Here is a 13899-nt window from a genome sequence, read left to right as displayed (position 1 = left end):
GCACGACCGGACACCAGGCCAGGCCACCGCAGGTCCCCGGCCGAAGCCCCGACACCACCCAACGCGGACAAGCAACTCCCCAAGGCTGCCGCCGAAGAACTTTCGGAGCCGAGCGGACGCGCACCGGCGGCGTGCTGAAGATCATCGAAGATTCCCGACCAGAAGCCGCACGATCTTCGGATCTAGCTCGCTGTGGAGAAGTGATCTGCATCATAGTCGGGACACATGCCGCAAGAGATCACGAAACCATCGCAGGCACCCACGTTGCCTGCCTGTCTGCCACACCCCTACGCAGCCCTGCCATCCCATCCCGAATCATGCGGCGGTGCGCCGCGCCCAGGAGAGGAGCTCACTCATGAGCACCGAGACGGAAACCTCTGTCCGGTACCGGATGTCGATCGCCGGACAGGACCGCGACAGCGCGTCCGGCGAGATCATCGAGGTCCGCAACAAGTTCGACGCCGCCGTCATCGGCACCGTCCCCGCCGGCACCACCGACGACGCGCAGGCCGCCCTCGACGCGGCGCAGGACGGCGCCGAGATCTGGTCCGCCACACCGGCATTCCAGCGGGCGGCCATCCTCAAGGCCGCGGCGGCACAGATCCGCGCCCGTCGCGACGAGCTCAGCGGCATGCTCTCCGCCGAGAACGGCAAGACCCTCGCCCACGCCGCCATGGAGATCGACACGACCGCCCGGATCTTCGAGGGCTTCGCCGAGGAGTCACTGCGGCTGTTCGGGCAGACCGTACCCCTCGGCATCCAGGAGGGTCTCCAGGCCGACCTGATGATCACCGTGCGGGAGCCGCTCGGCGTCATGGTGGGCATCCTGCCGTTCAACTTCCCCGCCGAACTGTTCGCGCACAAGGTCGGCGCCGCCCTCGCCGCGGGCAACGCGATCGTGGTGAAGCCGCCGGAGGACGACCCCGTCACGACGATCCTGCTGACCGAGATCCTGCACCGGGCGGGCGTGCCCGGCACCACGCTCCAGCTGGTGACGGGATACGGCCACGTGGTCGGCGACCACCTCTCGAAGAGCCCCGCCATCGCCGCGGTCACCTTCACCGGCAGCACCGAGGTCGGCGCGATCATCGCGGCCCATGCCGGCCGCAATGTGGTGCGGGTGTTCCTGGAACTCAGCGGCAACGACGCGTTCATCGTCTGCGACGACGCCGACATCGACGATGCGATCGACCATGCCGTGGCGGGGCGGATCTACGCCAACGGGCAGGTGTGTGTCGCCACCAAGCGCATCATGGTCGTGCGCTCCCGCTACGACGACTTCCTCACCGGCCTGCGCGCCAGGGTGGAGGCCCTGCGCGTGGGTGACCAGGCCGATGAGAACACCGACGTCGGGCCGCTGATCAGCGTCGACGCCGCCCGGGTGGTGGAACGCCAGATCCAGGAGGCGGTGGATCAGGGCGCGCGCCTGCTGGCCGGCGGCACCCGCGACGGAGCGTTCATCACGCCCGCCCTGCTGGAGATCGACACCAGGGTCGGCATCGCCACCGACGAGGAGATCTTCGGCCCGGTGTTCTCCGTGCTCGCGGTCGACAGTCTCGACGAGGCGATCGAGATCGCCAACGCCTCGCAGTTCGGACTCAACGCCGCGGTGTTCACCGCCGATCTCAAGCAGGCCATCAGGGCCGGGCGCCGGATCAAGGCCGGCATCGTGTCCGTCAACGGCGGCAACGCCTACCGACCGGACGTGGCAGCGTTCGGCGGCTACAAGAAGAGCGGCATAGGCAGGGAAGGCATTGCCTACACTCTCGACGAGTTCACCCAGGTCAAGAGCATCGTGCTGCGCGGAGTCATCACCGAGGACTGACCGCCCGGCAGGCACACAGACCACCCCCTGAGGGATCGCCGCTGCACACCTGAGCGTGAGGATCACGCCACCGTGGCACAGACTTCTCCCCGATCGCCCTGCTGTCGCGTGCGTCGGCCCCGGTGCCACAGTCACCGCAAGAACTCGTCAGGAAGTCACACACATGACCAGCTCACCGAAATCCCCCTCCACGGCCACCGCCGTAGAGCCACCGCCCGGTGGCGCGGCCAGGCTGCACCGTGGGCTCGGCGTCGGTTCCATAGTGTTCATGGTCGTCGCCGCGGCGGCACCCCTGGCTGTGGTGACCGCCAGTGTGCCGATCATCATCTCGGTCAGCGGCAGCACCGCGGCACCGCAGTTCTTCCTCATCGCGACGGTCATCCTGGCCCTGTTCTCCGTTGGCTTCACATCGATGAGCACCTACGTACCGAACGCCGGTGCCTTCTACTCCTACATCCAGAGCGGACTGGGCAGACATGTCGGCGTGGGTGCGGCAGCGCTGGCACTCGTGTCGTACGGCGTGATGCTCGTGGGCCTCTACGCGTATCTCGGGGTGGCCACGACCAAGCTGCTGTCCGACCTGCACATGGGTGTGCCGTGGTGGGCCAGCGCCATCGGGTGGGTGCTGATCGTCGGCTTCCTCGGCTACCGCGACATCGAGCTGAGCTCGAAGGTGCTCGGGCTGCTGCTGGTCGCGGAGACGCTCGCCGTGGTGATCGTCAACATCGGGATCATCGTTCACGGTGGGGACGCCGGTCGGGGCGGGGACGGCGGGTTCAGCGCCACGCCGCTGTCGCCGTCCGAGTTCGCGACGGGCGCGCCGAGTCTGGGTCTGATGTTCGCGTTCTTCTGCTTCATCGGCTTCGAAGCCACCGCGGTGTTCCGCAACGAGGCAAGGGATCCGGACCGGACCATCCCGCGCGCGACGTACATCGCCGTGCTGTTCATCGGAGTCTTCTACGCGATCGCCTCGTGGACGGTGGTGCAGGGACTCGGTATCGGCAACGCCGTCGAGCGCGCCTCCGGGGAACCGGAGAGTGTCGTGCAGAACCTGGCAGTCACCTATGTCTCGCCGATCCTGACCGATGTGATCCAGGTGCTGCTGGTGACCAGCTTCTTCGCCTGTGTGCTGTCCTTTCACAATGTCATCACCCGCTACCAGTTCACCCTGGCCGGGAAGGGTCTGCTGCCGAAGGCCATGGCCGAGGTCGACGAGAAGCACCTCACTCCTTCGCGGTCGTCGCTGGCCTTCACCGCTGTCTCGCTGACCGCGATGGTGGCCGTAGCGGTGCTCGGCTGGGATCCGATCACCCAGATCTACATGTGGTTCTCCGGCGCATCGACGCTCGGCCTGATAGCGCTGATGGCGATGACCAGCCTGGCCGTGTTGGTGTTCTTCCTGACGAAGGCCCCAAGACCCAGCATGTGGCATGCGGTGATTGCACCCGGCCTGGCGTTCATCGGGCTCGTCGTCATCATGGTGCTGGTCATCAAGAACTTCGCCCTGCTGGTCGGCAGCACGACCAACGCGATCGTCCTGGGCGGCCTCATCACAGTGACCTTCGCCTCGGGGATCGCCATCGCCGAACGCCTGAGGCGCACCCGCCCCGATCGCTACCGAGCGCTGGACCAGGACGGCTGAGGACTCGCAGGCCAAGCCGGTTCACAGCCGCTGCGGAGGCCGCGTTTCCCGACGTGGTCCACCTGGTAGGGGAGAGTGCCGCCCGGCAGAGCGAGGGCTCTTCCGGGCGGCACTCTCCATATCCTGACCTGGAAACCCGCCCGGCGTAGAGATGCTGCGGACCCGCCTGACCGGCTCCGGAACGGATACCTCCGGCGGGTTCACGCCCACGCTGTGCGGCGAGTGAGCGCGAGTTGCTGGGCGGAGCGGAGGGCGAACCGGTCAGGTCCTTGTGCCACCGATGTATACACGCTCAATGGCGGGCTTCGCCGCTTTGGCGATAGGTCGGCGCCGTAGACGAGCGAGCGGGAGGGCGGCGATGCGCGCACCGCAGATTCCGTACCGGGAGAGCTGGGCTGGGCCGGCGGATGGGTCGCGGCGCCGACTCGGTGGTGACGTGGAGGCGGGCCAAGTCTGCCGACTTCCTGGTCGCTGAGGGGGTGGTGGACGTCATCAGCCACGAGGACCTGCGGGTCCTGCTCTGCGAGGAGGGCGTCTCGCTTCAACGAGTGAAGACCTGGAAGATCTGCCGTCTACGACCTCGCGAAGGACCAGCTCTACGGCCGCCGCATCAAGAAGACCAGGAACCGCGCCAAGTGGCTGGAGTTCTGCCGCTACCTGGGCTCGCTGCCCCCGGCAGTCGTGCGCATCGCGATCCTCTGCGACGACGAGGTGCTGCCGATGGATCGGCATGTGGGCCGCGGCGAACAACGTCGAGATCACCTGCGCCCTGACCAATAGCTCCTGACCCAACCGGATCGAGGCCCAATTCATGGCCCCATCAGCTGGCGGAACAAGCCCGCCGCCGACGGGCGCCCACTCCACCGCGTCGTCAGTCGTCAGCAGGGCGAACGCCGCCTGGTGGGGCACTCAGTTGTAGTCGACGACGCCGTTCACCTTGAGACGTGAGGAGGCACTGATCGTCCCAGTCCCCACCTGGCGCGTGGGGCCGAAGCAGCCGCGCTGGAAACCCGGATTGAGCGTGGACGAGTAGCAGGAGGCGTTCCCGCCGAAGTCGGTGATGACGGAGCCGGTGATGACGGAGCCGGTGATGACGGAGCCGGAGAGCTGGATCGCCTTCGCGGAGTTGTTCATCACGACGAGAACGGACTGCGCGGCCAAGTTGTCGTTCACCACGAGGCAGGTCTGGAAACCGACCCCGGCCACCTCCTTGTGGGCCTTGGTGGAGCCGCAGGTCCAGGTGGGTCCGGTGCCTGTGTCCACCACCTGCCAGTACGGCGCGGCGGAGGCCGGCGACGCGCCGAGCGCCATGGTGCCGGCGGCCAGCACGCCGACTGCTGCGGGCGGCGAAGGCGAGTCGGGGGCCTGTTCTGCGGTTCCTGCGGTTGCGCATGGAGGTCTCCCTTGGTTCGTGTCGCCCGTGTCCGGTGCGGTCGGCCGACTGGTATGACGGGGCGATCGTGTGCGTACCGAAGTCCGTTCAGGGTGTTCGCGTTGCTGCCGTGGAACTCGATGGCCATCGTGATGGGTTCGCAACTCGCGGTGAACCTGCAACTTCTCAGGTTTCCGGGCCAGTTCCCGGACGGGGAGCCACCTGCCCGCACCGGCGGGTGCCGAGGCAGTTCGACTGGACGTCCGAGCCGCTGATGGTTCGACGGACCCGACGCCCGGCCTGCTGGACTCAGGCCGCCCGGCCAGTGACCTTGACGCCCTGCCGACTGCGCCACGGATCAGCCCTGACCGGCCCGGCCCGACTCCGCGCACTTGCCGGGCGACAGCCCGGAGATATCCGGGTCTCCCGGCCCTGTCTTCCCCCGATACGTCTCGGGGGTGAACTCCGGGGCCGGTCAGGGAAGTGACGGATCCCTGTGCTCCCAGCTTGGCCGGAGACTGATGAATGTGCCGATCGTGCCCGGGGTCTCGGGCGTTCGAGAAGAGGTGGCCGTATGACCTTCCTTCCGTCGGATCCGGGACGGCGTGTGCTGTTGCGGGGTGCCCTCGCCCTTGCCGCCGTCGCCGGTGGGGCCGGACAGGCCGCGGCGCTGCCGGGAGCGGCGTCCGGCAGTGGGGCAGAGGTGATCGCCGAGACGTTCGCCGGGCGGCGGATCGTCGATCTGAGTCTGGAATCGGCGGCACTGGGAGGCCCGGCCGAGGTGCGGCTGCTCACTCCCGAGGGCTGGCATGCCAGGCGGCCCGCTCATCGCTGGCCGGTCCTGCTTCTGCTGCCGGGCGGGGACGGTGATCATCTGGCCTGGACCCGGGACTACGGCATCCAGAGCCTGCCCCAACTGCGGCACACGCTCGTGGTGATGCCCCAGATGCCGCTGTTCGGCTTCTGCACGGACTGGTGGAATCACGGCACGGGCGGCCCTCCGGCCGTGGAGACGTTCCATCTGCACGAGATTCTGCCGCTCGTGGAGCACCACTACGGCGCCGGGACGAGACGGGTGGTCGCGGGCCAGTCCCAGGGCGGCTTCGGGGCTCTGTCGTACACCGCGCGCCACCGGGGGATGTTCCGGGCCGCAGCGAGCTACAGCGGCTATGTGCGCCCGCTCCAGCATCCTCACGCGGTACGGGCGGCGATGGACTACCTGGACCTTGAATGGCTGGCGCTCTGGGGAGACCCGGTGCACCAGCGCGCGATCTGGGAGGCGCACGACCCCGCCCGCCTCGCCCACCAACTCGCCGGACTCCCCGTCCGGCTCTCCTGCGGCGACGGGCGGCTCGGCCCACTGGACCCGCCGGACACCCAACCGGACGAACACATCCCCGGCCTCGAAGACCCCGACGCCCCGTTCCCCGCCGACATCCTGTCGCCGACCGAAGCGATCATGCGCGAGGAGAACGAGGCCCTGGCCCCGGTGCTGAGAGCCGCCGGAGTCCGGGTGACGACCCGGTTCCACGCGGGCACCCACGATCCCGCCTACTGGTCACGCGAGTTCCGCGCCTCGCTCCCCATGCTCCTGCGGGCCCTCGGCTGAATCCCGTGAGGCAGGAGCGTGCAGTCCGCGAAGCCCGCCCATGAACCAGACCGAAAGAATCGGCTGATGCCCAGTCCCACGGCGCGGGGCCGACTCGGACAGGGGGGCGAACCGGCGGACGTTCCCGGCAGCGTGGAGCCGACGCCCTCGGGTGCGGCACCAGTTCGGCGGCATGTTTCCTCGCGGTCCGTGGCTTCCTCGTTTGTGCGTGCGGTGAGTTGTGGCCCTGCCGTTTCTCCCGTAGGAGCGGGGCCGTTGCTGCTGCGGAGTCGAGAAAGGAACGGCTCGGATGGTGCACTCGGACGCCTTGGGGCCGCGAGGACTGTCCTGTGGATCATGTGACTACTAGGATCGGGGCGGGTCCGGCCTGGGCCGGGGCAGGTCGGGGACCGAATGGACACAGTGGCGGCGAGCGAGTCCGGCCCGGCGCTTCCCGCAGTGGACGGCAAGTGGGGAATGTGGAAAGTCGACGCCTCTATGGATGCTTCGGGGCGGTGGTGGCCCTGGCCCTTGCGGTTGCCACTGCCATGCTCCTGGGCAGGTCGTGGAGCACCTGTGGCACGGGAGTGAACAATGCGGCCAACAGCGGCTTCCTTGTTTGGCTGTTCGTCCCTGGCCTCTGGGCAGTCCTGCTGCTGGCCTGGGTCGTTGTGGGCAGCCTTCTGGGCAACCGCCCACGTCTCCACGCCGTTGCCCTCACTGTGACACTCCTGGGCGTTGCCTGGTGCGCCACCTCGATCTTCTGGGATGGCGTGGCCACCCCCTCATGCCCCGATGGCGTTCCCTTGTGGTGGCCCGGCTCCATCCCTGCCCCGGGCTAAGAAGTCGGCTGAGGTCATCGGGGGAGATCGCCAACCTACGCGCCCAGCAACACCCCTGTGACCGTAGGTCATTCTGTCGCTGCGGACCGCCGGCCTGGGCCTGAACGCTGGTTCAGCGATCCGAGGCGATCTGCGTGCGTTCTCGCAGTACGTGCGGGACACCTTTCCTGCCCGAGCCGCCGCTCGTCCCCGCGAAGCGCGCCGCGCCTTTCATCGCGTGATCGGCAGCCCGTTGCTGCGCCTGGTCACCTCGACGGGGGAGGAGCCGACACCGGACAGGTTGGCGTGTGCCGCGCGGGCGAGCCACCGGCCAGGGCTGCCGCGTCCGCATCCGCGATCTGGACGCCGTCGGCACGACCCGGCCCATCGCGCGCGGCGTCTCCTGGCCAGCGGCGAGGCGGAGTCGGCTGGGCGGAACGAACCCCCGTCGTCTCCTTGATGGGCCCTGCCCGCCCCCGGCGTCGTCGGCCGAAGACACGCTCGGCAGGCAGACGCTCGCCCTCCTCATCCCGCCTGGACGCCGCCCCGAGTCGCCGACGAATCGACCCTGCTGCGCGAACCGCGAACCGCGAACCGCGAGCCGCGAGCCGCGAACCGCGAGCCCCGGGCCCCGAGACTTGAGGGCTGAGCCCCACGCCCCGAGCCACCGCCCGTCGCCCTACCACACCACCGCCGACCACCTCTCACCAGTGCTCCGCGTCGTCGACTACGGTTCCCCGGACCCGGTGAACATCGCGACCATCGAGCGGAAGGCCGCCCGGTAGGCGCCCGGCGTAGTGCCGTTGAGGCGGAGAAACTGGTGGCGCAGGTTGGCGGGGGTGCCGAGTCCGGTCATGGACGCGATCTGCGCGACCGGGGTGTCCCCCCGCTCCAGGAGAGTCTGGGCCCGCTCCACCCGAGCCCGCAGCAGGTACTGGAGCGGACTGAGCCCGGTCTCGGCCCGGAAACGACGATTGAGCGTACGGACGCTGACCTGTGCGAATCCGGCTAGGTCGGTGAGAGTGAGCGGCTGGTGCAGTTCCTGCTCCAGTCGGCGCAGCACCGGCGCGAGCCCCCGGTCCCCGTCCGGTGCCGGGGCGCCGGACCGGATCACGCCGCCCGAACCGGGTAGCCGCAGGAACAGCTGGCGGTCCGCTTCCCGCCCCACCACGGGACCGTGCCGCTCCTCGATCAGGCGCAGCCACAGATCCTTGCCGCCGAGCACCCCTGAAGAGGTCAGGAAGGGGCCGTCCGTGACGACCTCCGCCCCGGCCGTGACCTCGACATCCGGACAGCGGGCGGCCAGTTCGGCGGTGTGCCGCCAGTCGGTGGTCGCCCGCCGCCCGCCGAGCAGACCGGCCGCGGCGAGCGCGAAGGTTCCGGTCCCGACCGCGCCCATCCGGCAGCCGCGTGCGGTGGCCGCCCGCAGCGCCTCGGCCACGTCGTCGGGCGGCTCGTGAAGGAAGTCCCGGTAGCCGGCCACGACGAGGGTGTCCGTGCTGCCGAGGGATTCCAGCGAGCCGAGGCCGTCGGTGGCGCCGGAGGTGTCACGCGCGCCGGGGTCGGTGGGCCCGGCGAGCCCGAAGGTCCCCGGGCCGTCCGTGCCCCGGAAACCCGGTGCGGCACAGATCCGCAGGGTGCAGCAGTCCCGGCGGCAGGCGGCCGAGGCGGCGCCCAGCAGCAGCGAGGGAGTGGTGATCTGGTGCCCGGGAGCACCATCGAGTACGAGAAGAATCGCTGCGGCCATGGCCAGAATTTAACCAAAGGTGGGCACATGGTCGCTGTTTCCGGCCGTTCGGGACCCGCAGGGTAGAAGCACACCGGCCGGGAGGCGAGCGAGCCCCCGGTCCCGTGCAGCACGACCGACCACTTGCACAAAGGGGACATCCGCCATGACGCACGCCCACCCGGCCACTCGGCGCAGCGACCGTACGACCCGTCCGCGCCCGCTGCGAAGGGGTGCCGTTCGCGCCGCGGTGGCCGGCGCCGCGACCGCGCTCGCCGTCGCCGGAACGGCCGGCGGCGCCGGGGCCGTCGTCAACGGCGAGGACTCCACCCGTCCCTACGGGTTCATGGTCTCGATCCCGATGACCGTGACGTCGGCGGAAGAGTCCTTCGACGGAGTCTGCGGCGGAACGCTGATCCATCCGCGCTGGGTGCTCACCGCCGCGCACTGCGCGGGCTGGGCCGGCAACCCCGCCCAGCCGGACGGAACGGTCCGGATCGGCAGCGAGGACCGTACCTCCGGCGGGAGCGTCCGCACCATCGTGAAGAAGGTGCTCCACCCGGGGTACGCCCCCGCCGCCGGAGCCCCGCGCGGGCATCACGATCTGGCACTGCTCAAGCTGGACCGCCCGGCCTTCCACCGGCCCGTCGAGATAGCCGACCGGGCTCCCGAGGTGGGCGACCGCACCCGGATCCTCGGCTTCGGCAAGACGGACGACGGCCCCTCGTGGGAGTTCCCCGAGCGGCTCCAGCAACTCAACACCCACCGGCTCGCCGACACCGCCTGCTCCCCCTTCAAGCCCGGCGCCGAACTGTGCACCGGTTCCCCGGTCCCCGACGCGATGGCGTGCGCCGGTGACTCGGGCGGCCCGCAGATACAGCGCGTCGGCGGGCGCTGGCAGCTCGTCGGAACGACCTCCGGCGACGGGAACTGGGCGACCGGCCCGAAGTGCGCGGACGGCCCCGGTGTCTACACCTCCGTGCCCGCGTATCGGGGCTGGATCGACAGGACGATCGCCGTGCACGGCTGACCGGCCGTCCCGGGGCCGCCCCGGCGGTCGCCCCGACGGCTGTCCTGGCTGTCCCGGCGCCGACGGGCCGGGCGCGCCCCACCCCCGGGCCCCCGACGGGCCCGGATACGTTGGACCCATGTCTTTCCGTATCAAGGTCTGTGCCTGTGCCCGTGCCCTTGCCCGGTGAGTTCGGGCCCCGGCGCGGGACGGCGCCCGCACCGGAGGTCCGGTCCGGCTCCGCCACCCCCACCGTGTCCCCGGCACGCCGCGCCCGGCGTGCGCCCCGGGGCGAGCCCGTACGGCGGATCGCCCTGCTCGTGAGGGACGGGGTACCCGGACACCAGCTCACCACCCCCGGGATGGTGCTGGAGGCGGCCTCCCGGAGCCATCCCGCCGCCCGCTACGACCTGCGGATCTGCGCTCCTTCCGCACGGATCACCACAGCCGGCCCGCTCCCCGTCACCGTGACCGTGCCCTGGGGGACGGACGCCCTGGCGGAAGCCGGGACCGTGATCCTGACCGGGCACGACGGCTTCCTCGCGGAACCCCCGCCGGAGATCCTCGGTGCGCTGCGGGCGGCGGCCTCCCGGGGAGCGCGGATCGCGGCCGTCGGCACTGGTGTCTTCACCCTGGCAGCCACAGGACTCCTCGACGGACACCGTGCCACCACCGAGTGGGCCCACATCGCCGAACTGGACCGGCGCCACCCCCGCGTGACGGTCGATCCGGCCGGAACCCTGGCCGGGGACGGGCCGTACCCGACCACTGCCGGTGTCTTCGGCGGAGTGGATCTCCTGCTCCATCTCATCGCCCGCGACCACGGCCCGGCGGTGGCGGCCCGGACCGCCCGTGGGCTCATCGCCCCGATGTACGAGCACGCCGGTGCCACCCGGGACGCGATCGACCGGGAGCTGACCGGGAGTGCAGGGCTGGAGCCCGCCCTGCGCCTGCTGGAATCGGACCTCGACCGCACCCCGACCCTCGCCGAGATCGCCGCGCACGCCGGAATCAGCGTCAGCGCGGTCGGCCGCCGCTTCCGTGAGCGGACCGGGCTCACCCCCCACCAGTACCTGCTGCGGGTCCGGCTGGAGCGGGCCCGCCGTCTGCTGGAGGACGGGGACGACCCGATCGAGCGGATCGCAGCCACCACCGGCTTCGGCTCCCCGGCGGTCTTCCGCCGCCATTTCCACCGTCTGACGGGCACCACACCGAGGGCATACCGCGCGGCACACAGGCGCGACGGGAGCGGCTGAGTACCGGGGCGGGTCGGCAGCGTCGCGACCGGCACGGGTACGCGGACCTTCGGGGCGGCTCCATGCACCGTCACCGCGCCCGGTGCCAGCGCATAGCCGTCCGGCAATCAGCGAGCGACGCTGCGCATCAACCCCCTCCAGCGGTCTCGATGGCTGCGAACGCCAAGTCCGCAGCGTCCACGAATTGTTCTTGGCGCAGGGAGCCCGGTGCAGGGTTGGGGAACACGGGTCGGGTGTCTGGGAGCGGTCCAGCCGAGGGTTCTTTTCGCGAGGCGGAAGCTGTGCTCCGTGTCGAAGTGGCGGAGGAGCGCCTGCCGCAAGCGGTTCACATCGTCCGGGGTGGCGCCGGTCTTCGAGGACCACAACCGCGGCCGCCAGAACCAGGCGCTCGTCGTCGAGACGCGGCAGTGCTAGCTCCACCGGCACCGCCGCCCGCGGTCGGCAGACGTCGATCTGGCCGTGGTTCAGGCCGCCGTACATCGCGCCGTGCCCACGGCGATGGTCGGGCGCCAGCGTCAGGTCCACCGGGGACTTCACCGCATCGTCCGCACCGCGCACGGCACTCACTGCGTCCGTCAGCTTCGCTGGGAGGCGGGGCCGGGCGGTGTTGACTGCGGGGAACACGGCGAGCGGGCCGTGTTCGGCACGCCACTGGGCGAACCGGTTGAGGCATTCGGGGATGTGGGTGAGGAGGAAGGCGTGGAAGTCGCGCATTTCGAGGATGCGGATTCTGGGTGCGTCGGGGAGCCGGGCGTCGGCGAACTGCTCGTCGAGTATCGCCACCAGCCGGGACACCTCGCGTGCGTTGTCTTCGAGCCGAACACTAGCCTCAGCGGCGAGGACACCGGCCCAACCCCAAGGGCGCCACCCGGCTTGTCTCGGCCGGAGGCAGAGGCGCCGACCCGCACCCGAAGTGCACGGTGCTGGACGCACCGGTCATCTCCAGTCACCGGGGCGTCAAATGTGACGGCCTGCCGGGGGCAAGCTCTACGAGTCGCTGTCCGGCCCGCGCAGCCATGTGGCCCACCGGCTGGGTGGGCTCAGCTGCGTCAGTGCCACGACATCTGTGTCCTCGTGGGACGGACACGGGCCCGACGATGTCACCACCCCAGCCCCGGGCATCGCTGTCGGGTAAGACGGGGACGGCGAGGCCCTCCAGGCGGCGGCCATCGTCACGCGGATGGGCGCCCTTCCTCGCGCAGCGGTTGCCGGCCCGGCCCGGGAGGGAGAGTAATGGGAGGCGGCGGGGCGTGCGACCGCGTCGCGTACCGGACACCCTCCGGTGGACCTGGTGCACCCGGTGCACCCGGTCCCACCGTGACGTCCGGTGATCCGCGTGCCCCACGTCCTCCACCTGGTCCGCACCGCAGTTCCGAACCACGAGGAAGGCGCACATGAAGGCCGGAGTCAACGTACTGAACTACGGACCCGGAACCACCCCCGATTCCCTTCTCGGCTGGGTCGTCAGAGCCGAGGAACTCGGCTTCCACCTCGCCATGATCTCCGACCATGTCACCCTGCCGCCCGAGGTGGCCGCGAAGTTCCCCGCTCCCTTCTACGACCCGTTCACCACGCTCGCCTGGCTCGCGGGCCAGACCCGCACCATCGGGCTCGGCACCACCGTCACCGTCATCCCGTACCGGCACCCCCTTCACACCGCCCGCGTTGCGGCCAACCTCGACCGGTTGAGCGGCGGGCGCCTGGTGTTCGGCGCCGGGGCGGGATGGTCCCGGCAGGAGTTCGACGCACTCGGCATCGACTTCGGCCGCCGTGGTGAGATCACCGACGAGTACCTCGCCGCCATCCTGGACCACTGGGCCCAGGACACCGTCTCCGCCACCGGCCCGCACGCCCGCTACACCGACATCATCACCGGTCCGTCACCGCTCCGGCGCCCTCCGGTGTGGGTCGGCGGACTCGGGGACGCCGCTCTGCGCCGTGCGGCCCGCTTCGGTGACGCCTGGCATCCGTTCGGGTTCGGTGCCCCCGAATTGCGGGAGCGGCTGCCCCGTCTCGCCGCTGCGGCCCGGCACATCGGCCGTCCCACCCCCGCGGTCACCCCGCGCATCGCCCTCCACCTCACCGACCGCCCGGTGACCAGCCCCCGGCGGATCGCGGGCTACGGCACACCCGGCCAGGTCCGGGACGATCTGGAGGCACTGTCCGAACTCGGCGTCCCCTACGTCGTCTTCGACACCTATCTCACCGAGTATCTGGGCCTTGTGCCACCGGGGAGCGGCCCCCGCCATGACACCGGGCTACTGGAATCGGTCGCGGGTGAGCTGATGGACCTCACCCCGGTCCCGCCCGGCCCGCCTGCTCCTCCGCAGACGCCACCCTCTCCGTAGAACTCCGGCCGCCTCCGCTGAGGAACGGGGAGGGACAGCAGCCGACGTGAATGGGTCAAAGAGAGCCAACCATTCCGCCCCATCGGCGACCTGCACGTCCCACCTGCTCATCGCGCCGGGCTCCGAGGCCGCGACGGAGGGCTGGGCTGCCGCGTTCGCCACACGCTCGCGCCACGAGGCGGCCGGTGAGCGAGTTGCTCGACGGCCACCGACGAGACACTCTGCGCGGCCATCGTTGCCCACCACCCCACCCTCAACGGCACGATCATCGAGACCGGCACCGACCCACCCACCTTGCCGGCGCCCGAGTGC

General features: G+C 70.4%; 9 protein-coding genes and 2 pseudogenes. 8 read left to right on the top strand and 3 right to left on the bottom strand.

From position 1 onward, the window contains the following. Positions 1–355: 355 nt before the first annotated feature. The 3 genes and pseudogenes from ABZX40_RS30305 to ABZX40_RS30295 form a co-directional block, all read left to right on the top strand. Complete coding sequence (locus ABZX40_RS30305; protein ID WP_355735613.1) at positions 356–1825, top strand: aldehyde dehydrogenase family protein; 1470 nt, start codon at positions 356–358, stop codon at positions 1823–1825. A gap of 163 nt (positions 1826–1988) precedes the next feature. Next, on the top strand, positions 1989–3467 hold the full coding sequence (locus tag ABZX40_RS30300) for an APC family permease (RefSeq protein ID WP_355735616.1): 1479 nt from the start codon (positions 1989–1991) through the stop codon (positions 3465–3467). A 434-nt stretch (positions 3468–3901) separates the two neighbouring features. Beyond that, positions 3902–4415, top strand: a pseudogene (locus tag ABZX40_RS30295) (hypothetical protein); the annotation flags it as partial. Here the strand turns inward: ABZX40_RS30295 and ABZX40_RS30290 are convergent. After that, positions 4377–4796 (bottom strand): hypothetical protein, encoded by a 420-nt coding sequence (locus tag ABZX40_RS30290; RefSeq protein ID WP_355735619.1) that lies wholly within the window; start codon positions 4794–4796, stop codon positions 4377–4379. The pseudogene ABZX40_RS30295 and the gene ABZX40_RS30290 sit on opposite strands and share 39 nt — an antisense overlap. 617 nt (positions 4797–5413) lie before the next feature. Here ABZX40_RS30290 and ABZX40_RS30285 point away from each other — a divergent pair. Next, positions 5414–6448 carry an alpha/beta hydrolase-fold protein gene (locus tag ABZX40_RS30285; RefSeq protein ID WP_355735622.1) on the top strand — a complete coding sequence of 345 codons (1035 nt, stop codon included), beginning with the start codon at positions 5414–5416 and terminating at the stop codon, positions 6446–6448. 1527 nt (positions 6449–7975) lie between these two features. Here the strand turns inward: ABZX40_RS30285 and ABZX40_RS30280 are convergent. Beyond that, a complete protein-coding gene (locus tag ABZX40_RS30280; protein ID WP_355735625.1) occupies positions 7976–8995 on the bottom strand; it encodes a helix-turn-helix domain-containing protein in 1020 nt (339 codons plus the stop codon). A 145-nt stretch (positions 8996–9140) separates the two neighbouring features. Between ABZX40_RS30280 and ABZX40_RS30275 the strand changes: the two genes are divergently transcribed. The 3 genes from ABZX40_RS30275 to ABZX40_RS30265 all read left to right on the top strand — a co-directional run bounded on the left by ABZX40_RS30275 (position 9141) and on the right by ABZX40_RS30265 (position 11653). Beyond that, positions 9141–10004 (top strand): serine protease, encoded by an 864-nt coding sequence (locus ABZX40_RS30275; protein WP_355735628.1) that lies wholly within the window; start codon positions 9141–9143, stop codon positions 10002–10004. A gap of 146 nt (positions 10005–10150) precedes the next feature. Further along, complete coding sequence (locus ABZX40_RS30270; protein WP_355735631.1) at positions 10151–11239, top strand: helix-turn-helix domain-containing protein; 1089 nt, start codon at positions 10151–10153, stop codon at positions 11237–11239. A gap of 288 nt (positions 11240–11527) precedes the next feature. Then, positions 11528–11653, top strand: coding sequence for a hypothetical protein (locus ABZX40_RS30265; RefSeq protein ID WP_355735634.1), 126 nt, complete (start codon positions 11528–11530; stop codon positions 11651–11653). On the opposite strand, the pseudogene ABZX40_RS30260 reads toward ABZX40_RS30265, so the two are convergent. Further along, positions 11612–11776: pseudogene (locus tag ABZX40_RS30260) on the bottom strand (transposase); the annotation flags it as partial. The gene ABZX40_RS30265 and the pseudogene ABZX40_RS30260 overlap by 42 nt on opposite strands. Before the next feature lie 857 nt (positions 11777–12633). On the opposite strand from ABZX40_RS30260, the gene ABZX40_RS30255 reads away from it, so the two are divergent. Further along, positions 12634–13587: a TIGR03619 family F420-dependent LLM class oxidoreductase gene (locus tag ABZX40_RS30255; RefSeq protein WP_355735637.1), complete on the top strand. Its 954-nt coding sequence runs from the start codon at positions 12634–12636 to the stop codon at positions 13585–13587. Positions 13588–13899: the final 312 nt, after the last annotated feature.

This window comes from Streptomyces sp. NPDC004610, assembly GCF_040609715.1.
In the GTDB taxonomy this organism is placed as follows: Bacteria; Actinomycetota; Actinomycetes; order Streptomycetales; family Streptomycetaceae; genus Streptomyces.
The sequence above is the reverse complement of the archived record's forward strand: the minus strand, read 5'-3'. Positions and strand labels throughout refer to the sequence as shown.

Bases quoted from the DNA above. Each gene is read 5' to 3' on its own strand.
- ABZX40_RS30305 (WP_355735613.1), top strand. From the start codon at position 356: ATGAGCACCGAGACGGAAACCTCTGTCCGGTACCGGATGTCGATCGCC.
- ABZX40_RS30300 (WP_355735616.1), top strand. From the start codon at position 1,989: ATGACCAGCTCACCGAAATCCCCCTCCACGGCCACCGCCGTAGAGCCA.
- ABZX40_RS30285 (WP_355735622.1), top strand. From the start codon at position 5,414: ATGACCTTCCTTCCGTCGGATCCGGGACGGCGTGTGCTGTTGCGGGGT.
- ABZX40_RS30280 (WP_355735625.1), bottom strand. From the start codon at position 8,995: ATGGCCGCAGCGATTCTTCTCGTACTCGATGGTGCTCCCGGGCACCAG.
- ABZX40_RS30275 (WP_355735628.1), top strand. From the start codon at position 9,141: ATGACGCACGCCCACCCGGCCACTCGGCGCAGCGACCGTACGACCCGT.
- ABZX40_RS30255 (WP_355735637.1), top strand. From the start codon at position 12,634: ATGAAGGCCGGAGTCAACGTACTGAACTACGGACCCGGAACCACCCCC.